The sequence below is a fragment of the Roseovarius sp. 217 genome, assembly GCF_000152845.1.
GTDB lineage: Bacteria > Pseudomonadota > Alphaproteobacteria > Rhodobacterales > Rhodobacteraceae > Roseovarius.
The window spans coordinates 262,608-280,890 of sequence record NZ_CH902584.1 but is presented as its reverse complement, the minus strand read 5'-3'; the positions used below and the strand labels follow the sequence as shown (position 1 = coordinate 280,890).

General features: G+C 65.0%; 18 protein-coding genes. 9 read left to right on the top strand and 9 right to left on the bottom strand.

Annotated features, from left to right (window positions below; all coding sequences use genetic code 11):
- Positions 1 to 54: 54 nt before the first annotated feature.
- Positions 55 to 1,275 (top strand): exopolysaccharide biosynthesis GT4 family glycosyltransferase EpsE, encoded by a 1,221-nt coding sequence (epsE, locus tag ROS217_RS01435; protein ID WP_009815860.1) that lies wholly within the window; start codon positions 55 to 57, stop codon positions 1,273 to 1,275.
- Between the two features lie 250 nt (positions 1,276 to 1,525).
- Here the strand turns inward: epsE and ROS217_RS01430 are convergent, their stop codons facing one another.
- The 8 genes from ROS217_RS01430 to ROS217_RS01395 all read right to left on the bottom strand — a co-directional run bounded on the left by ROS217_RS01430 (position 1,526) and on the right by ROS217_RS01395 (position 10,892).
- Positions 1,526 to 2,572 carry a threonine aldolase family protein gene (locus ROS217_RS01430; RefSeq protein ID WP_009815859.1) on the bottom strand — a complete coding sequence of 349 codons (1,047 nt, stop codon included), beginning with the start codon at positions 2,570 to 2,572 and terminating at the stop codon, positions 1,526 to 1,528.
- The gene (locus ROS217_RS01425) at positions 2,572 to 3,042 is read right to left on the bottom strand and encodes a YcgN family cysteine cluster protein (RefSeq protein WP_009815858.1); all 471 of its coding nucleotides are present in this window, start codon (positions 3,040 to 3,042) and stop codon (positions 2,572 to 2,574) included. Before ROS217_RS01425 ends, ROS217_RS01430 begins: the two co-directional genes overlap by 1 nt.
- Positions 3,039 to 3,977, bottom strand: a complete 939-nt coding sequence (locus ROS217_RS01420) for a bifunctional riboflavin kinase/FAD synthetase (protein WP_009815857.1) — start codon at positions 3,975 to 3,977, stop codon at positions 3,039 to 3,041. The genes ROS217_RS01425 and ROS217_RS01420 overlap by 4 nt, the downstream gene beginning before the upstream one ends.
- Before the next feature lie 42 nt (positions 3,978 to 4,019).
- A complete protein-coding gene (locus tag ROS217_RS01415) occupies positions 4,020 to 7,370 on the bottom strand; it encodes an efflux RND transporter permease subunit (protein WP_009815856.1) in 3,351 nt (1,116 codons plus the stop codon).
- Positions 7,371 to 7,375: 5 nt separating this feature from the next.
- On the bottom strand, positions 7,376 to 8,827 hold the full coding sequence (locus tag ROS217_RS01410; protein ID WP_009815855.1) for an efflux RND transporter periplasmic adaptor subunit: 1,452 nt from the start codon (positions 8,825 to 8,827) through the stop codon (positions 7,376 to 7,378).
- A 106-nt stretch (positions 8,828 to 8,933) separates the two neighbouring features.
- Entirely contained in the window at positions 8,934 to 9,476 is a 543-nt protein-coding gene (gene moaB / locus ROS217_RS01405; RefSeq protein WP_009815854.1) for a molybdenum cofactor biosynthesis protein B, read from the bottom strand.
- A gap of 4 nt (positions 9,477 to 9,480) precedes the next feature.
- Positions 9,481 to 10,101 (bottom strand): LysE family translocator, encoded by a 621-nt coding sequence (locus tag ROS217_RS01400; RefSeq protein WP_009815853.1) that lies wholly within the window; start codon positions 10,099 to 10,101, stop codon positions 9,481 to 9,483.
- Positions 10,098 to 10,892: a uracil-DNA glycosylase gene (locus ROS217_RS01395; RefSeq protein WP_009815852.1), complete on the bottom strand. Its 795-nt coding sequence runs from the start codon at positions 10,890 to 10,892 to the stop codon at positions 10,098 to 10,100. The genes ROS217_RS01400 and ROS217_RS01395 overlap by 4 nt, the downstream gene beginning before the upstream one ends.
- Positions 10,893 to 11,070: 178 nt before the next feature.
- Between ROS217_RS01395 and ROS217_RS01390 the strand changes: the two genes are divergently transcribed.
- The 5 genes from ROS217_RS01390 (at position 11,071) to plsY (ending at position 15,015) form a co-directional block, all read left to right on the top strand.
- A complete protein-coding gene (locus tag ROS217_RS01390) occupies positions 11,071 to 12,018 on the top strand; it encodes an aspartate carbamoyltransferase catalytic subunit (RefSeq protein WP_009815850.1) in 948 nt (315 codons plus the stop codon).
- Complete coding sequence (locus tag ROS217_RS01385; RefSeq protein WP_009815849.1) at positions 12,015 to 12,548, top strand: hypothetical protein; 534 nt, start codon at positions 12,015 to 12,017, stop codon at positions 12,546 to 12,548. The genes ROS217_RS01390 and ROS217_RS01385 overlap by 4 nt, the downstream gene beginning before the upstream one ends.
- Positions 12,545 to 12,988, top strand: coding sequence for a hypothetical protein (locus ROS217_RS01380; protein WP_009815848.1), 444 nt, complete (start codon positions 12,545 to 12,547; stop codon positions 12,986 to 12,988). Before ROS217_RS01385 ends, ROS217_RS01380 begins: the two co-directional genes overlap by 4 nt.
- A 141-nt stretch (positions 12,989 to 13,129) precedes the next feature.
- Positions 13,130 to 14,416 (top strand): dihydroorotase, encoded by a 1,287-nt coding sequence (pyrC, locus tag ROS217_RS01375; RefSeq protein ID WP_009815846.1) that lies wholly within the window; start codon positions 13,130 to 13,132, stop codon positions 14,414 to 14,416.
- Positions 14,407 to 15,015, top strand: coding sequence for a glycerol-3-phosphate 1-O-acyltransferase PlsY (plsY, locus tag ROS217_RS01370; RefSeq protein WP_009815845.1), 609 nt, complete (start codon positions 14,407 to 14,409; stop codon positions 15,013 to 15,015). Before pyrC ends, plsY begins: the two co-directional genes overlap by 10 nt.
- Before the next feature lie 220 nt (positions 15,016 to 15,235).
- On the opposite strand, the gene trhO is transcribed toward plsY, so the two are convergent.
- Positions 15,236 to 16,150 carry an oxygen-dependent tRNA uridine(34) hydroxylase TrhO gene (gene trhO / locus ROS217_RS01365; RefSeq protein ID WP_009815844.1) on the bottom strand — a complete coding sequence of 305 codons (915 nt, stop codon included), beginning with the start codon at positions 16,148 to 16,150 and terminating at the stop codon, positions 15,236 to 15,238.
- Between the two features lie 105 nt (positions 16,151 to 16,255).
- On the opposite strand from trhO, the gene pncA reads away from it, so the two are divergent.
- From pncA to ROS217_RS01350, 3 genes are all read left to right on the top strand, one after another.
- The gene (gene pncA, locus ROS217_RS01360) at positions 16,256 to 16,852 is read left to right on the top strand and encodes a bifunctional nicotinamidase/pyrazinamidase (protein ID WP_009815843.1); all 597 of its coding nucleotides are present in this window, start codon (positions 16,256 to 16,258) and stop codon (positions 16,850 to 16,852) included.
- A 61-nt stretch (positions 16,853 to 16,913) separates the two neighbouring features.
- Complete coding sequence (locus ROS217_RS01355; RefSeq protein ID WP_009815842.1) at positions 16,914 to 17,501, top strand: uracil-DNA glycosylase family protein; 588 nt, start codon at positions 16,914 to 16,916, stop codon at positions 17,499 to 17,501.
- Complete coding sequence (locus tag ROS217_RS01350) at positions 17,494 to 18,279, top strand: SseB family protein (RefSeq protein WP_009815841.1); 786 nt, start codon at positions 17,494 to 17,496, stop codon at positions 18,277 to 18,279. Before ROS217_RS01355 ends, ROS217_RS01350 begins: the two co-directional genes overlap by 8 nt.
- Positions 18,280 to 18,283 lie beyond the last annotated feature (4 nt).

Sequence of the window (18,283 nt, the reverse complement as noted above, 5' to 3'; positions counted from 1 at the left end):
CCTGCGCGGCATGCTAGAGCTTATCCGACAAACTGGCGGCAAGCGGAACCGAAAATGCCTGATCCCCTGAACCTTGGCTATCTTGTGCCCCAGTTTCCGGGCCAGACGCATATCTTCTTCTGGCGCGAGATTGCGGATCTGGAGCGCTTGGGCGCGGTGCCGCATCTCTTGAGCACGCGACCTCCGCCGCCCGGTCTTGTATCCCATGACTGGTCTGACGCGGCCATCGCGCGCACCACCTATCTCGGGCGGCCCACGCCCGGTCACGCGCTGACGGGTCTCTTGCGCGCGCCGTGGTCCGACATCTTGCGTGAACGGCAGGGCGGTGAATTCCTCAAGGATGTGCTGATCTGCCTGCCTGCGGCGCGGGCGCTCATCCAGAACTGCCGCGCGCGGGGGATTGGTCATGTGCATGCCCATTCCTGCGGGCGTGCCGCGCTGATCTGTGCCTTGGCGCGGCTGATGGGCGGGCCAAGCTATAGCCTCACGCTGCATGGCGCGCTGTCGGATTATGGTCCCGGTCAGGGGTTCAAATGGCGGCATGCCAGCTTTGCGACCATCATCACCCATAGGCTCATGGCCGAAATGCGCGATGTTCTTGGCCCCGACCTGCCCGCCGATGTGATGGTACAGCCGATGGGCGTCGATACCGAAGATTTCAAGCGTGACACGCCCTATCTGCCACCTGCACCCGGTGCGCCGCTGCGGCTCTTTTCCTGTGGGCGGTTGCACCGGGTCAAGGGGCATCAGGATTTGCTCTCGGCGCTGCGCCTGCTCTTGGATCGCGGCATCGACGTGCAGTTGGACATCGCGGGCGAGGATGACGCAGGCGGCACCGGCTATCGCGCTGAATTGCAAGCGCATCTTGAGGCGCTGGGTCTGGGCGCGCATGCCCGGCTCTTGGGGGCTGTCAGCGGGGCTGAGGTGCGGCGGCATCTGCTGGCGGCGGATGTGTTCGTATTGGCCAGTTGGCATGAACCGCTGGGCGTCGCCTATATGGAGGCCATGGCCTGCGGCGTGCCCACCATCGGCACGGATGCGGGCGGGGTGCGGGAATTGATTGATCCGGGCGAAAGCGGGCTCTTGGTGTCGCCGAAATCGCCGCAGGGGCTGGCCGAGGCCATTGCCACCCTTGCCGATGATCCCGCGCTCTGCGCACGCCTCTCTGAGGCCGGGCGCGCGCGCGTGGTGCAGGATTTCCGCTCGAGCCAAGGGGCCGAGACACTGATCGCGGGCGCAAACCGGGCGATGGCTAGGGGCGGGGTGAGTGCCTGATGTTGACATTTGCCCCAAACGACGAGCCGCGCGATTGCTGGGCCGGGGACTAGCGAAGCAACGGCCGTGGATGCCGCTTAATGTCAGCCAAATCCGTATGACTCCAAAGAGGTAGACGCCCTCTCAAAATCGCTAGGCCGCGGGACGGCCAAGCGATCGCGCGGCGGCGCTTCGCGCCTTGTTCCGCGCGGGCTTGCACGGGGCAACGTCAGCAACACACCAATGCCTTCGTGCCACCCCAGCCCGCGACCTAACCCTGTGCAATCTCCAGAAACCGCGCGATCTGATCCTCGGTGACGGACCAATCGCACACGAAACGCGCCATCAGCGGCTCATCCATCGCACCGCCGTCCAAAGGCCCCTCATAGAGCGCATAGGCCGCCCCCGCCGCCTTGAGGCGCTGATGCGTGGCGCGGGGCAGGCGGGCAAAGATCATGTTGACGTCGCGCGCAAACACCATCTCGGCCCCCGGCACCGCGCGCAATCCGGCTTCCAGCACCGCCGCGCGGTCATTGGCCTCTTGCGCCGTGCGCAGCCACAGATTATCGCGCAGATAGCCCAGCATCTGTGCCGACAGATACCGATGCTTTGACACCAGATGCGCCGACCGCTTGCGCCGCAACTCAAACTCCCAGGCATTCTCGGGGTTGAAGAAAATCACCGCCTCGACCCCCAGACAGCCATTCTTGGTGCCGCCCATGCTGACCGCGTCAATGCCGGCGCGCCATGTCATTTCCGCAGGGGTGCAGCCGAGGGCCGCCACCGCATTGGCAAAGCGCGCGCCGTCCATGTAGCAGGGCAGCCCGTGATCGCGCGCCACTTGGGTCAGGGCCGCAATCTCGGCGCAGGTGTAAATCCGCCCGCGTTCGGTCGCCTGTGTCAGGGCGAGCGGCCCATGCTGCGGATTGTGCACATCTCCGGCGGGCCAGACCGCAATCGCGCGCGCCAGATCCTCGGGCGTCATCTTGTCCGCCGCACCCACAAGGCTCAGCTTGGCGCCGCCGGTGAAAAACTCGGGCGCGTTGCATTCGTCGGTGTGGATATGCGCAAGCGGCGTGCAGAACACCGTCTGCCACGGCTCCGAGAGGGTGGCCAGCGCCAGCGCATTGGCCGCCGTGCCGGTCGCTACCAGATAGACACTGGCCTGCGGTGCCTCAAAAAGCGCGCGCAGACGGTCGCGCACCTCATCCATCTGCGCCTCTGTGCCATAAGAGGGCGCATGACCCCGATTGGTCTCGGCCATCGCTTGCATGACGGCGGGCAGGGCCGGGCCGGAATTGTCAGAGGCGAACTGCATCAGAGCGGCTCCTCGATGATGTGATCTTCCCAATCGTCCTCGGGCACCTCGAATTCCGGCAGGGTCCGGTGCCGCATCGACACGCCTGCGTCATGCACGCTGGCTGGATCGCCGGAAATCAACGGATGCCAGGGATAGAGCGGCTTGCCGAGATGCAAGAGCTTGTAGGCGCAGGTTTCCGGCAACCAATAGGCATGGCTCTCGATCGTATGCGGCTTGAGCGTGATGCATTCGGGCACAAACTGATGCCGGATCGGGTATTGCGCACAGAGGCAGGTGGTATCGTCAAACAGGCGACAGGCGACGCGGGTAAAGGCCACCTCGCCGGTTTCCTCATCCTCCAGCTTGTTCATGCAGCATTTGCCGCAGCCATCGCAGAGCGCTTCCCATTCGGCGCGCGTCATGCGGTCAAGGCGCGTGGTTTCCCAATAACGCGGGCGTAATCCGCTGCGGTTGATGGCATCGCTCATAGCGCGGCCAGAATGGCGCGGGCGCGGGCGCAATCGGCGTCCATCTGCGCGATGAACGCCTCCAGACTGTCGAATGTCGCCTCGGGGCGCAGGTATTCTATCAGCCCGACCGACAGGTTTGCGCCATAGAGATCGCCGGTGAAGTCAAAGATGAAGGTTTCGATATTGGCCTCTTCGCCCTGAAACATCGGCCGCACGCCAAGCGAGGCCGCGCCATGATATTGCCCCTTATGCGGCCCATCCAGCACATCGACCAGAACGGCATATATGCCGAACTTGGGCGGATGCAGCCCCTTGATCGACATATTGGCAGTCGGGTAGCCGAGCGTGCGGCCCCGCTGCTCGCCGCCAATCACCGGCCCGTCGATCCGGTGCCAATGGCCCAGCATCGCAGCGGCGGCGCGCGGCGCGCCCTCGCTCAATGCAGCGCGGATCGCCGTTGACGACACTTGCCCAATCTCGCCCTCGAGGAGCGTGGCGATGGTCACGTCAAACCCCATGTCGTCGCCGAACTCTTGCAGCATCGTGGCATTGCCCGCCCGTCCCTTGCCAAAACAGAAATCCGCGCCCACCACCACATGACGCAGGCCCAGACCGTCGCGGATCACAGTCTCCGCAAAGGCGCGCGGGCTGAGCGCCGCCAGACCCGCGTTGAAATTGATCTCATAGAGCCGCTCAACGCCCAACTTTTCCAGCCGATGCGCCCGCGCCTCGCGGCCCATCAGGCGAAAGGGCGGTGCGTCGGGGGCGAAATACTCGCGCGGATGCGGCTCAAAGGTCAGGATGCCCAAGGGCGCGCCAATGCGCTCCCCCGCCGTGCGCGCCAGCTCAATCACCGAACGGTGGCCGATATGCACGCCATCGAAATTGCCGATGGCGGCGCTGGCGCCCCGGTCGGCATCGGTGACATAGGTGTAATCGCGGATGATACGCATGGGCAGAGGGGTAGCGCTGCAACGCCGCCTGTGCAAGAGCGATCAGGCGCTGCGCGGGCGGCGCAAGGCTGTGACGAGATAGACCAGCAAGAGGCCAAGCGCGCTGCCCATCAGAAACAGCGCCAACGCCGCGCCAATAGGTGGCAGCGGCATCAGCGCCGCCAGCGGCGCCGGCAAATCCCCTGTCACCAGAACCCAGCCCATCGTGGCCCCGAACCAGCCCAGCACCATCGCGAGCCCGGCACCAAACACGCCCTGCAGCCCCGCGCGTCTGCGCCACAAGCCCCGTCTGAGCGCCGTCACAGGCCGTCTGAGATCGTGCCCGATGGCCAAGAGCGCCGGCACCACCAACAGCACCAGCACCATCCCGAACCCAAGACCGTAAACCAGCGTGATCACCGTCGGCTTGAGAAATTGCGCCTGAGTCGAGCGTTCAAAGAGCAGCGGTGCCAGCCCCAGAACCGTCGTCAGCGTGGTCAGAATCACAGCGCGCAGCCGGTCGGCGGTGCCTTCGATGATGGCCGGGACCAACCCGCGCGATTCCGCATGTTCGTCAATCGACGTGACCAGCACGATGGAATCGTTGATGATGATGCCGGTCATGCCCAGCAATCCCACCACCGTGAACATCGACAGCGGCACATCCCATTGCGCATGACCCCAGATCGTGCCCACCAGACCAAAGGGGATAATTGCCATCACCACCATCGGTCGGGTCCAACTCGCAAAGACCAGCGACAGCACCAGATAAATCCCCAAGAGCGTCGCAATCAGGCCAAGGCGCGCGTCGGCCATAAAGTCATCTTCTTGTTCGCTGAGGCCCGCGAGGCGGTATTCCACCTGATAGCGCGCGGCGACATCGGGCAGGATCTCGGTTTCCAGCGCCTGCACGATTTCGGCGGCGCGGGCCGGATCATCCTCGGAAATATCACCCGTCACCGTCACCAGCCGCAGGCCGTTCTCGCGCCGGACCGAGGCAAAGCCGGTGCGTGTCTCGACGCTGACCACATCAGCCAGCGGCACATACTGCCCGGTCGGCGTGCGCAACTGCATGCGTTCGAGAAAGTCGGCGGCCAGTTCATCCTCGGGAAGTTCCACCCGCACCTCGGCAGAGCGCGGGCCGTCGGGATAGGTCGCGGCCTCGATGCCGTTCACCCGGTTGCGCAGGGTCTGGCCAAGATCGTCGATGCTAAAGCCAAGGGCCGCCCCCTGCGGAGTAAGGTCCAGGATCATCTCGGCCTTGTCATAGGCCAGAGAGTCCTCCAGCGCCGACACTTCGGGATAGCGCCCGAGTGCTGTTTTCAGCGCCTCAGCGGCGGATTTGAGTTGATCCGCCGCCGCGCCGTAGAGTTGAATGTCGAGCGCATCACCACCCGGCCCCGCCCGCGATCCGCGAAAGCTCAGCGTCTCGGTCAGCGGATGCTGCTCCACCCGCTCTTGCAGAGCGGCGACAAAGGCGAAACTGGAGTAGGGCCGTAAATCGGCGTCGATCAGTTCAATGGAAATCCCGCCCAAGAGATCGGCCTCGCGGGTGTCCGACCCCGACAGGCCGCGCCCCGCAGCGCCCCCCAATTGCGCCACCACATAGGCCAGCGGGTTTGCCCCATGCTCGGCCTCGTATTCAGCGCCCAACTCTTCGGCCGCGCGCTGCAAGGCGCGCATTTGCGCCAGCGTATCGTCGCGCGTGGCCCCGGGCAGCATGGCGAAGTTGCCCGTCACGCTGCCCTGTTCCGGCGCGTTGAAAAACCGCCATGTCACATCGCCGCGCATAAAACTCGCGACCTGCGTGGCCAAGAGCAGCACCGCCGCCGCCAACACGACATAGCGCGCCCGGATCACCAGCCCGATCAGCGGGCGAAAGGCCCGGTCGCGAAACACGCCAAAGCCCCGGTTTACCACCCGGCTCGGGATGTCATACCAATGGACCTTGGCCGAATGCGCCAAGGCATGCGCCATATGGTTGGGCAGGATCAGGAAACACTCGATCAGGCTCGCGGCCAGAACAGCGATCACCGTGAAGGGGATATCATAGATCAGATCGCCAAACCGCCCGCCGATCACCACCAGCCCGAAAAATGCAATCAGCGTGGTTAGCGTGGCGGCAAAAACCGGCAGTGCCATGCGTCCGGCGGCGCGCTCTGCCGCGACCATTGGCGGCTCGCCCAGCTTGCGGTGCCGCGCATCGGCGTGTTCGCCCACCACGATGGCATCATCCACCACGATCCCCAGCGTGATGATCAACGCGAACAGCGAAATCATGTTGAGCGTGAGGCCGGCCGCATACATCAGCGCCAGCGCGGCCAGCATCGCGACCGGAATCCCCGCCGCCACCCAGAACGCCGTGCGCGCGTTCAGAAATAGAAAGAGCAGCCCCACCACCAGCGCCAGACCCGTCAGCGCATTGTCCAAGAGCATCTTGATCCGGCCCGAAATCGCCTCGGCGCGTGTGCGGATGAGGTCAATGCTCACCCCTTCGGGCAGGGTTTCGGCCATGCGGTCGGCCACCGCCTGCACCTTGGCCTGAATATCAAGCGCATCCCCCCGCGCCGAGCGGTCCACGCGGACGTTCATGGCCGGGGCATCGCCGACGTAATAGGCCAGCGCCCGCGTCGCCCCTTGGACCCGCACCCGCGCCACCTCACCCACCGTCAGCGCGCTGCCATCGGGGGCAATCCGCAGGGTAATGCCAGCAATGTCGCGCGCGCTGCGCTTGTCAGAGCCGGTGCGCAGCCGGGCATTCGCCCCGGTCATGTTTCCGGCCGGATCGGCGGTGATCTCGGCGGCAATGGCGGCGGCGATCTCGGCCATTGTGATGTCATTGGCAATGAGCGCCGGACCCGGCACCTCGATCACGGTTTCGGGGGCTGCCACACCCTCGATCGTGGTGCGCGTGACCCCCGCATCAAAGAGCCTTGTCACCAACTCATCCGCCAGCCGCGCCAGTTGCTCGGTGCCGACCGGGCCGGTGATCACCACATCCGTCACCTGATCGCGCCAGGCACCGCGCCGCACGACGGGTTCATCGGCCTCGTCTGGCAGGGTGGTGATGATATCGAGCGCCGCCTGCACCTCGTCGGCGGCACGCCCCATATCCCAGCCCGGCTCGAATTCGAGTGTCACCAGCGCGCTGTTCTCACGGCTGAGCGAGGTCGCGGCCTCCACCCCCTCCACCGCCAATAGGGCCGGTTCCAGCACCTGCACGATGGCCCCGTCCACATCCTCGGCGCTCGCACCGTCCCAGGCCACCGACACGCTCACATTGTCGATCACCACATCGGGAAAGAACTGCGCCCGCATACGCGGCAAGGCCATCAGACCCAAGGCGATCATCAGCACCAAGAGCAGGTTGGCCGCCGTGCGGTGCCGCGTGAACCATGAGATCAGGCCCGGCATGCTACTCAGCCTCCGATCCGGCGTTCCAGCCGTTCCACCGTGCTCAACGAGACCTCGGGCTGCTCCAACTGCGCCAGCAACCGGCGCTTGGCCTCGTCCGGCATATCGGTGCTCGCCTCGACATAGGCCATGAGGCGCGCGCGCCGATCCGGGCTGAGCGTCACGGTGTCGGCCTCTGGCGCGGCCTCGGCGCTCTCCAGTTTGCGCACCTTGATGCCCGTGCCCAGAACCGGCGTGCGCTCGGCCACCACATCGCGCCCCGCTAACCCTGCGCCGCGCACCAGAATATCATTGCCCTGCCGCCGCAAGAGCGAAACTTCGACCGCTTCCAGCCGCTCGTCCGCGCCAATCACCAGCACCCGGCCATCCGGCCCCAGCGCCGTGGCAGGCAGGCGAATAGCGGCGGCAAGGGGCGGCTCCTCGACGGTCACAGTCACGAAATCGCCGGGCTTCATCGCGGGGGCAGTGTCCAGCGTGGCAAAGACCAATCGCCCGCTTTCACCTTCGGCCAAAGTCGCGGATTGCCGCGTGATCCGCCCCACAGCGCTCAGGTCCAGCCCGCCGGTATCAAGCGCCACCCTGACCGGTGCGTCGATCAACCCGCCGCCCGCATCCAAGAGCCGCGCATATTGCACGGTGGAAACCCGAAACGCCACTTCCAGTGCTGCCCCATCCACCAGTTGCGCCAGTTGTTCATTGGCGGCCACCAGACGGCCTTCAACCACGCTCACCTCGCTCAGCGTGCCGGTGAATCCTGCGGTGATGCGCGTTTCAGCCAGCCGCCGCTCGGCCTCGGACAGCGCCAGGTCGGCGCGGGCGGTGGCGGTGGCGGCCTGATCAATGCGCGCCTCCGCGAGCGCCAGCGCCTGACGGCTGGCCAGCACCGTCTGCCGCGCCTGCACCACGTTGAACTCGGCGCTCTCCACAGCCGTGAGCGTACCCACGCCCCGTGCCTCTAGATCACGTTGCCGCGCCAAGGCGCGGTCCTGAATCTCGGCCTGCTCGCGCCGTGCGGCCAATTCATCGCGCGCGAGATCCAGCGCCCGCGCCGCCTCGCGCGCCTCGGCGCGGGTATCCATCAGGTCGGTGCGTGCGCGGTCCAATGCGCTCTGGGCATCGGCGGGGTCGATCCGCGCCAGAAACTGTCCGGCGCGCACAATGCCGCCTTCAATGAACTCAGGCGCCAACTCGGTGATCACCCCGGTCGCCTGCGCGCGGATTTCCAGCGTGCGACGGCTCTCGATCTGGCCAAAGGCGGTCAGGGTGGGGGTAATCTCGGTCTCAACGGCGCGCACCGTCCGCACGGCAAAGGCGCGTTCCTTGCGCTCGGGCACGCGCACCTCGCGTGCCATGCGCTCTTGCACCGCACTGACCACGGTCTGCCCGGCATAGGCCAAAAGCCCCAAGGTCAATGAGACCAGAAAGAGCCCGATCAGACCCTGACGCAGAAACCGCATGATGCGCAACCTCTTGGGCCGGCCCGGTTGGCCGACTGACCCCTTGTAATGTAACCCCGGCGGGCCGAATGCCAAGCCGGATACGAGGGTCCAACGCCGCCGCGCGTCACTTCCGGCGCTTGTGCTCGTCAAGCCGCGGCATGATTTCCACAAAGTTGCAGGGCCGGTGCCGATAATCGAGCTGATATTTCAGGATCTCGTCCCAGGCATCCTTGCAGGCCCCCGGACTGCCGGGCAGCGCAAAGAGATAGGTGCCCCCCGCGACGCCACCCGTGGCGCGGCTCTGCACCGCCGAGGTGCCGATCTTCTGCATCGACACGATGGTAAAGACCGTGCCAAAGGCGTCGATCTCTTTCTCATAGACATCGCGATGTGCCTCGACGGTCACATCGCGCCCCGTCAGGCCGGTGCCGCCCGTGGAAATCACCACATCCACCTCTGGATTGGCTATCCATTCGCGCAATTGCTCGGCCACCTGATCCCGCTCGTCGCGCACGATCATGCGATCCGCCAGAATATGCCCCGCGTCCTCGATCCGCGCGACCAGCGTATCGCCCGAGCGGTCATCGGACATGTCGCGGCTGTCGGAGACGGTCAGCACCGCAATCCGCACCGGGATGAACTCCTTGGTCTCGTCGATACGCGACATGGGGTCAGCTCCTTTGCATGAGGGCGAGGCGGGCCGCCAGCGCGGCAAAGATCGTGGCCGAGGCAATACCCAAGCCGCGCGCGAAACGCGGCGAGGTCGTCAGACGGCGGCCCAGCCCCCCGGCAAAAACCCCGACCGCGCCGTTTATGACAAACCCGCCGACGGCCAGCACGAGCCCAAAGATCAGGAACTGCGGCAGGATGGCGCGTGTGGGATCAATGAATTGCGGCACAAAGGCCAGCACAAAGAGAATGACCTTGGGATTGAGGAGATTGACCAGCACCCCTTCGCGAAACGCGCGCCCAACACTCAGCACCGGCGCATCCGGGCGCAATGGCGCCATGCGCAGCGCCCCCCAAGCCAGCCACAAGAGATAGCTTACCCCGAGCCAGCGGATCACATCCAGAACCACCGGCTGCGCGGCGATGGCCGCCGCCAGCCCCAATCCCGCCAGCGTCACATGTACCATGCCTCCCGCCGAAATCCCGGCACTCGCCGCCAGCGCCGGGCGCGGCCCTGCGCGCAGACCCAGACCAAGGCAGAACATCATATCCGCACCGGGCGTAAGATTGAGCGCCAGACCAGCGGGAACAAAAGCCAAGAGCATCAACGGATCAACGATCATTTTGTCGCCTCGCGCAGCCGCGCCTTGAGCGCCAGCAGATCGGCCCATGCCTCGCGCTTGGCCGCAGGCGTGCGCAAGAGATAGGCCGGATGAAACATTGGCAGCGCGGGCTTGCCATAGGCCTCGGCCCATGTGCCGCGCAGCCGGGTGATGCCGCGTTTGCCGAGACCTGCATCACAGCTGATATTGCCCATCAGCACGATGAGATCCGGCGCGATCAGATCCACATGCCGTGCCACGAAGGGGCGCATCATGGCGATTTCCTCGGTGCTTGGGTCGCGGTTTTGCGGCGGGCGCCACGGCAGGACATTGGTGATATAGACCGCCTCTTGCGGCGCGTCGGCCCCGCGCGTCAGGCCGATAGCCGCCAGCATCCGGTCCAGAAGCTGCCCGGCACGACCCACAAAGGGCAAGCCTTGCAGATCCTCGTCCCGCCCCGGTGCCTCGCCGATGATCATCACCCGCGCGGCCGGGTTGCCATCACAGAACACCAGATTGCGTGCGCCACGCTTGAGGTCGCAATGCGGATAGGCCCCCAGCGCAGCGCGCAGCGCGTCCCGGTCCGGGGCTGCCGTGGCAGAGGCGCGCGCCACAGCCACCGGATCGCTGCTCTCGGGGGCCACCGGCGCGGCGGGCCGCCCCTCAGCCTTGGGCGCGGCGGCGGGCTTGGCGACCTTGTCCGGCAAGTCATAGCGATTGATCGGCGCATCACAGATCGCCTCGGTCGCGCCAAGCTCGATCTGCCAGACCAGACTGGCCAGCGCATCATGGGGGCGGAGCGTTGATTCCATGCGCGTGACGCTACCCCGTGGCGCGCCCCGGTGAAAGAGCCATGATGGCGCGCCCGCGATCCAGCGCGGATTTGAGTATTTGCAGAACGATGAACGCCAAACGCCCAGGCGCAAACCCCGCCTTGCCCTGCGGCACCAGCGGTCTTACAAAGCGGGATGAACCGGCTCGGAGGGCGGCATGACATTTCCACACGCGCATCTCTTGGGGATCGAGCCGCTGTCCCCGGCGGATATCACCGCGATTCTCGATCTGGCCGAGGATTACGTGACCCTCAACCGCAGCGCCACGAAACATGGCGATGTGCTGGCGGGGCTCACGCAGATCAACATGTTCTTCGAGAATTCCACCCGCACGCAGGCCAGTTTCGAGCTGGCAGGCAAGCGTCTGGGCGCGGATGTGATGAATATGGCAATGCAGGCCTCGAGCCTCAAAAAGGGCGAAACCCTGATTGATACCGCGCTCACGCTCAACGCCATGCACCCCGACCTGCTGGTGGTGCGGCATCCCCACTCCGGCGCGGTGGACCTCTTGGCGCAAAAGGTGCGCTGTGCGGTGCTCAATGCGGGCGACGGGCGGCACGAACATCCCACCCAGGCACTCTTGGATGCGCTGACCATCCGCCGCGCCAAGGGGCGGTTGCACCGGCTGACCGTGGCCATCTGTGGCGACATCGCCCATAGCCGCGTGGCGCGCTCGAATATCCTGCTCTTGGGCCGGATGGAGAACCGCATACGCCTGATCGGCCCGCCCACGCTCATGCCCACAGGCATCGACGCCTTTGGCGTCGAGGTCTATGATGACATGCGCCGCGGGCTGGAGGGCGCGGATGTCGTGATGATGCTAAGGCTGCAAAAGGAACGCATGGACGGCGGGTTCATCCCGTCGGAGCGCGAATATTACCACCGCTACGGGCTCGATGCTGAAAAGCTGGCCCATGCCAAGCCCGATGCCATCGTCATGCATCCCGGCCCGATGAATCGCGGCGTCGAGATCGACGGCGAGATTGCCGATGACATCAACCGCTCGGTCATTCAGGATCAGGTCGAGATGGGCGTCGCGGTGCGCATGGCGGCAATGGACCTGCTCGCGCGCAATCTGCGCGCACGTCGGGCGGCAGCGGCATGAGCACGCGGCTGCAGATCCCGGCGGGAGAGGCCCATGTGGTGCGCGTCTTTGCCGTGGACGAGGACCGCGCCAAACCCCATGCCGATGAGGCCATTCTCCAAGCTCTGGGCGCGGGAGAGTTGAAAACCTCGGAAATCGAACTCTTCGATCTTGAGGATTTGCAGAGCATGACCCTGTCGGACTATCTGGCCGAGGGGCATGGCATCGCCGCAGGCGACCTTGGCCCGATGCGCGGACAGTTGAACGGGCTGAAGGGCCGAGTTCTGATCCTGCCGTCCCGCGCCTTTGAAGGTCGCGCCCTCGAAATGCGCCCACGTGCGCCGCTGCGCCTGATTGGCCGGTTTTCCGAGGATACGGCCCCCCCCGCGCGCTTTGCCCCGCTGCCCAGCGGCGGTGCCGAGGGTGTGGTCAGCGCCCGCGCCAATGCCCGTCCGCGCGGCGCAGGGCGTCTTCGGCTGATGGCCTTTGCGGCGCTGGCCCTCCTGGCCATCGGGGCGGCGGTGGCCATCGGTCTGGCGGTCAAGCTGTGATCGGCGATCTCATCCATTCCATGACACCCACAACACCGCTCGATCTTGGCGAACGCGTGATGCATAGCTTTCACCCCGACCGCAGCGCCTATTGGCGCGATCACGCCTGGCTTGCCGCCGGGGCGATGGCGCTTGGCATGGGCATCCTCTGGGCGATCGGCAATCCGCATGCCTGGACCGGGGCGGTGGGCGGCCTTGCGGCGATTGCCGTGCGCGGCTTTTACGTGGCCTCCGATGAGCTCAAGGCGCGCTGGGATCTGACAGACCGGCGCCTACTCGGCCCGCAAACCCGCGCGGTGCGTCTTGCAGAGATTAAAACGGTGCGCGGGCTTGGCAGTGCTGTGCAGGTGATCACCGCCGCAGGCGACAAGCACCTGATCAAATATCAAGCTGACCGCGCAGGCACCGAGGCGCGGATACGCGCCGCCGCAGGAGTGTAAGAGGGCAGGATGCAGGAACCGAAAGACCCACGCATGTCCGGCAAAGTCGCGATGGCAGCACTGCTGGTGATCGCGGCGCTGACGGTGGTGATGGTCTGGGTGGCGGGATGAACAGTGCCAAAGCCGAAAGAAAGTAACAGTATGACCCAAACCCTTTTCACCAATGCCCGCCTGATTGACCCCGAGGCGGGGACGGATGCCCTCGGCTGGCTCCTGATCGACAAGGGCGTGATTGCCGCGCGCGGCACGGGTGCCGCACCGCAGGCCGAGGCCGTGATCGACTGCGGCGGCCATTGCCTTGCCCCCGGTATCGTCGATATCGGCGTCAAGGTCTGCGAGCCGGGCGAGCGGCACAAGGAAAGCTACCGCTCTGCGGGCCTCGCGGCGGCGGCGGGCGGGGTCACCACCATGGTCACCCGCCCCGATACATCCCCCGCCATCGACAGCCCCGAAGTGCTGGAATTTGTCGCCCGCCGCGCCAATGAGGCGGCCCCCGTCAATGTGCTCGTGATGGCGGCGCTGACCAAGGGGCGGCAGGGCCGCGAGATGACCGAAATCGGCTTTCTCATGGATGCGGGGGCGGTGGCCTTTACCGATTGCGACCATGTGGTGACCGACACCAAGGTGCTGAGCCGCGCGCTGACCTATGCCCGCTCGCTTGGCGCGCTGGTGATTGGCCATCCCCAAGACCCCGGCCTGAGCGCCGGGGCGGCGGCAACCTCTGGCAAGTTCGCCTCGCTCCGGGGTCTACCCGCCGTGTCGCCCATGGCCGAGCGGATGGGGCTGGACCGTGACATAGCCCTTTTGGAAATGACCGGCGCGCGCTATCACGCCGATCAGATCACCACCGCCCGCGCGCTGCCCGCGCTGGCGCGGGCCAAGAAGAACGGGCTTGATATCACGGCGGGCACGTCGATCCATCACCTGACGCTCAATGAGCTGGATGTCTCGGACTACCGCACCTTCTTCAAGGTCAAGCCGCCGCTCAGATCCGAGGATGACCGTCAGGCCGTGATCGAAGCGCTGCGCGAGGGGCTGATCGACATCATCAGTTCGATGCACACGCCGCAGGATGAGGAATCCAAACGCCTGCCGTTTGAAGAGGCGGCAAGCGGCGCTGTGGCGCTCGAGACGCTGTTGCCCGTCGCGCTGCGGCTCTATCACGCCGAGGCGCTTGATCTGCCGACGCTGTTCCGGGCGATGTCGCTCAACCCTGCAAAGCGGCTGGGATTGGCCTCGGGGCGGTTGGCCGTTGGCGCGCCTGCCGATCTGGTGCTGTTTGATCCGATGAAGCCCTTTGTGCTGGACCGCTTCGCGCTCAGATCGAAATCCAAGAACACCCCCTTTGACGGCGCGCGCCTGCAGGGTAAGGTTTGCGCGACCTATGTCGCAGGCACCCGCGTATTTGAGGCCGACACATGCCCCTGATCGAGACCACCACAACCCTGCTCCTGCTCTGGGCCGTGATCGGCTATCTTCTGGGCTCCATCCCCTTTGGCATGGTGCTGGCGCGGGTCATGGGCCTTGGCAACCTGCGCGAGATCGGATCGGGCAATATCGGGGCCACCAATGTGCTGCGCACCGGCAACAAGACGGCGGCGGCACTGACGCTTTTGCTCGATGGCGGCAAGGGGGCGGTGGCTGTTCTCTTGGCGCGGGCCATGGCCGGCGAGGACGCAGCACAGCTGGCGGCATTGGCGTCATTCGTGGGGCATTGCTACCCGGTCTGGCTTGGCTTTCGCGGTGGCAAGGGGGTGGCGACCTTTCTTGGCATCCTTCTGGCGCTGGCGTGGCCGGTGGGGCTGGCAAGCTGTGCCATATGGCTGGTAACGGCGCTGGTCACGCGGGTGTCATCCAAGGCCGCGATCATGGCGGCGGCGCTCTCGACCGGCTGGATGGTGGTGCTGGGCTATAGCGCGGGAATGATGCTGGCCTTCGTGCTGTCGTTGCTGATCTTTTGGCGGCACCGCAGCAATATCGCCCGGATCAAGGCGGGGACAGAGCCGAGGATTGGGCAAAAGGAGTAGGGGGGCGTAAATTTAGCCCCGCGCGGAATCAAGGCGCGGAACGCGCCGCCGCGCGATCGCTGGGCCGTCCCGCGGCCTAGCGATTTGGACAAGTCGCGCAACATTTAGAGGTTATGCGGGCTTTGCTGGGATAAAGTGCCAGTTGCCGCCGTAGCTTCGCTAGTCCCCGGCCCAGCGACCGCACGGCTTGCCACATGTGGCAACCAACAGCCCCTATCTCTTACCCCTCGTGAACGATCTTGATATGCCGCGCGCCCCGCGCCTCGGCCAAGGCCATCTGCTTTTGCCGCTCGCGAAACCGGGCCTTGTCCTCTGCGCTCGTCTCGTCCACGCACTGATGACAGGCGACGCCCTCTTCATACTCGGGCCGCCCCATATCGCCGGGCAGGATCGGGCGGCGGCAGGCATGACATAACCGATGCGGCCCCTGTTTGAGCCCATGGCCGACCGACACCCGAGCATCAAAGACAAAGCATTCGCCCTGCCATGTGCTCTGATCCGCAGGCACCTCTTCGAGATATTTCAGAATACCACCCTTGAGGTGATAGACCTCCTCAACCCCTTGCCCCAACAGGTAGTTGGTGGATTTCTCACAGCGAATGCCCCCGGTGCAGAACATCGCAATCCGCTTGTTGTGAAAGCGATGCTTGTTTTCCTCCCACCACGCCGGGAAATCGCGGAATGTCGCAGTCTGCGGATCGACAGCGCCTTCAAAGGTGCCAATCGCTACCTCGTAATCATTGCGCGTGTCGATCACCGCCACATCGGGGCTGCGGATCAGATCATTCCACGCGGCAGGCTCAACATAATGCCCGACCCGCGCACGCGGGTCGACATCGGGCTGCCCCATGGTCACGATCTCTTTCTTGAGCCGCACCTTCATTCGGCGAAACGGTTGCGCGGCGCTTTCGCTCTCTTTCCACTCCAGACCGTCACAGCCGGGCAGCGCGCGGATATGCGCCAAAACGGCGGCAATCCCCGCCGCAGGCCCGGCAATCGTGCCATTGATCCCCTCGCGCGCCAGCAAGAGCGATCCGCTGATCTTTTCGGCGTCACACAGGGCTTGTAGCGGCCCCTGCACGGCGGCGGGGTCGTCGAACCGGGTGAAATGATAAAGCGCTGCAATCTTGTACATGGCGCGCGGCTTACGCCCCCTCGCGCCCCCTCGCAAGAGGACAATCCGCCGCCATTGACGCGAGGGCCCGCCCTGCCTACCCCTATAGGGCAAAGGAGACTTGCCATGACATCCGCGCTACTCGTGATCGACCTGCAAAATGACTTTTGCCCCGGTGGGGCGCTCGCCGTACCCGACGGCGATCAGATCGTGTCGGGCATCAACGCCGTGATGGAGACGTTTGGCGCGGTGATCCTGACTCAGGATTGGCATCCCTCTGGCCATTCCTCATTTGCGTCGTCACATCCCGGTAAATCCCCCTATGAGATGACCCAGATGCCCTATGGCCCCCAAGTGCTCTGGCCCGATCACTGCGTTCAGGGCAGCGAGGGGGCGGCGTTTCACGCGGGGCTGAACACAACGCGCGCGGACCTCATCCTTCGTAAAGGCTACAACCCCGCCATCGACAGCTATTCGGCGTTTTTCGAGAATGACCAAACGACCCCCACCGGGCTGCATGGCTATCTGCAAACGCGCGGCATCACGGACCTCACCATGGTCGGCCTCGCCACTGACTTCTGTGTCAACTACTCGGCCCTTGATGCCGCCCGCCTGGGCTACCGTGTCACCGTCAGGCGCGATCTGGCGCGGGGGATCGACCTTGGCGGATCACTGGCGACGGCAGAGGCGGCGATGGCGGCGGCGGGTGTCACCCTTCAATGAAGGGCGCGTGCAAAATGCGTACCGAATCCGAGTACAAAGTGTCTCGCATGTACACAAAGCCATGACGGATCTACCCTCGGAAATCCGCGCCTGCCGTCTGTGTGCCGACCGCTTCGCCGCCAGCGAGACGGCGCATTCCCCCCGCCCGGTGGTCTGGTTTCAACCCTCGGCGCGCCTCTTGATCGCCGGGCAGGCACCGGGGCTGCGGGTGCATCAGTCGGGCAAGCCATTTGATGATCCCTCCGGCGATCGTTTGCGCAATTGGCTGGGGCTAAGCCCTTGTGAATTCTACGATAAATCCCGTGTTGCAATTGTGCCGATGGCCTTTTGCTTTCCCGGCTACGATGCCAAGGGATCGGACCTGCCGCCGCCGCGTATCTGTGGCAAAACATGGCACGCTCGTGTGATGCAAGCCCTTGATAATGTGAAATTAACCGTGCTCGTGGGTGGCTATGCCCACAAATATCACCTCGGCGTCAAAACCGGCGTGACCCAGACCGTGGAGGCATGGCGCGACCATGCCCCACGCATTTTCACCTTGCCGCATCCCTCGTGGCGCAATACCGCTTGGCTCAGAAAACACCCGTGGTTCGAGGCCGAGGTTCTGCCGGAATTACGCGCACAAATTCAAAGGGTTATCCATGACTGACCTGACCCCGCTCGACGCCGCCCATGCCGCGATGGAGCGCACAGCCGACGAGGCCACAGCCCGCCTGCGGTTTTACGAGACCTTGGCGGCAAGCGAGCTATACCTCTTGCTGAAATCTGAGGCAGAGAGTGATCAGCTTGACCCGGAAGTGTTTGATTTATCTGATCATTCCTTTGTCCTCGTGTTCGACCGAGAGGACCGCTTGGCGCAATTCGCAGGCCGGATCGTGCCCTATGCGGCGCTCAGCGGACGCAGCATTGCGACCATGCTGGCGGGGCAGGGGGTGGGCCTTGGCGTCAATCTTGACGTTGCCCCTTCGTCGATCCTGCTCCCGCCCGAGGCGGTGGATTGGCTGGCCGAAACCTTGGGCGGTGCCCCGACACAGATTGAGGCGCGACCAGAAAAATTCAGCGCGCCCAAAGGCTTGCCAGAGAACCTCTTGCTTGCGCTCGACGCGCGGTTGGCCAGCATGGCGGGGCTGGCAGACCTCGCCTATCTGGTCGGCGTGACCTATGACACGGGCGCGAGGGGGCATCTCTTAGGGTTTGTGGATGCCCAACCAGAGGCGCAAGCGGCCCTCGCCCGCGCTGTGTCTGAGGTTCTGATCTTTTCGGGCCTTGAGGCGGCAGCGCTCGACGTGGCCTTCTTTGCCGCCTCCGATCCGGTCGCGGCACGTCTGGCACACTGCGGATTGCGCTTTGATCTGCCCGAACCACCTCGGCCATCGGTGCGCGCGGCCCCCGGCTCTGACCCGGATAAACCGCCACTTCTCAGATAGTTAT

Bases quoted from the DNA above. Each gene is read 5' to 3' on its own strand.
- moaB (WP_009815854.1), bottom strand. From the start codon at position 9,476: ATGTCGCGTATCGACGAGACCAAGGAGTTCATCCCGGTGCGGATTGCG.
- pncA (WP_009815843.1), top strand. From the start codon at position 16,256: ATGACATCCGCGCTACTCGTGATCGACCTGCAAAATGACTTTTGCCCC.
- ROS217_RS01430 (WP_009815859.1), bottom strand. From the start codon at position 2,572: ATGCAGTTCGCCTCTGACAATTCCGGCCCGGCCCTGCCCGCCGTCATG.
- ROS217_RS01425 (WP_009815858.1), bottom strand. From the start codon at position 3,042: ATGAGCGATGCCATCAACCGCAGCGGATTACGCCCGCGTTATTGGGAA.
- ROS217_RS01415 (WP_009815856.1), bottom strand. From the start codon at position 7,370: ATGCCGGGCCTGATCTCATGGTTCACGCGGCACCGCACGGCGGCCAAC.
- ROS217_RS01355 (WP_009815842.1), top strand. From the start codon at position 16,914: ATGACGGATCTACCCTCGGAAATCCGCGCCTGCCGTCTGTGTGCCGAC.
- ROS217_RS01395 (WP_009815852.1), bottom strand. From the start codon at position 10,892: ATGGAATCAACGCTCCGCCCCCATGATGCGCTGGCCAGTCTGGTCTGG.
- ROS217_RS01350 (WP_009815841.1), top strand. From the start codon at position 17,494: ATGACTGACCTGACCCCGCTCGACGCCGCCCATGCCGCGATGGAGCGC.
- plsY (WP_009815845.1), top strand. From the start codon at position 14,407: ATGCCCCTGATCGAGACCACCACAACCCTGCTCCTGCTCTGGGCCGTG.
- ROS217_RS01390 (WP_009815850.1), top strand. From the start codon at position 11,071: ATGACATTTCCACACGCGCATCTCTTGGGGATCGAGCCGCTGTCCCCG.
- pyrC (WP_009815846.1), top strand. From the start codon at position 13,130: ATGACCCAAACCCTTTTCACCAATGCCCGCCTGATTGACCCCGAGGCG.
- ROS217_RS01420 (WP_009815857.1), bottom strand. From the start codon at position 3,977: ATGCGTATCATCCGCGATTACACCTATGTCACCGATGCCGACCGGGGC.
- trhO (WP_009815844.1), bottom strand. From the start codon at position 16,150: ATGTACAAGATTGCAGCGCTTTATCATTTCACCCGGTTCGACGACCCC.
- epsE (WP_009815860.1), top strand. From the start codon at position 55: ATGCCTGATCCCCTGAACCTTGGCTATCTTGTGCCCCAGTTTCCGGGC.
- ROS217_RS01400 (WP_009815853.1), bottom strand. From the start codon at position 10,101: ATGATCGTTGATCCGTTGATGCTCTTGGCTTTTGTTCCCGCTGGTCTG.
- ROS217_RS01410 (WP_009815855.1), bottom strand. From the start codon at position 8,827: ATGCGGTTTCTGCGTCAGGGTCTGATCGGGCTCTTTCTGGTCTCATTG.
- ROS217_RS01385 (WP_009815849.1), top strand. From the start codon at position 12,015: ATGAGCACGCGGCTGCAGATCCCGGCGGGAGAGGCCCATGTGGTGCGC.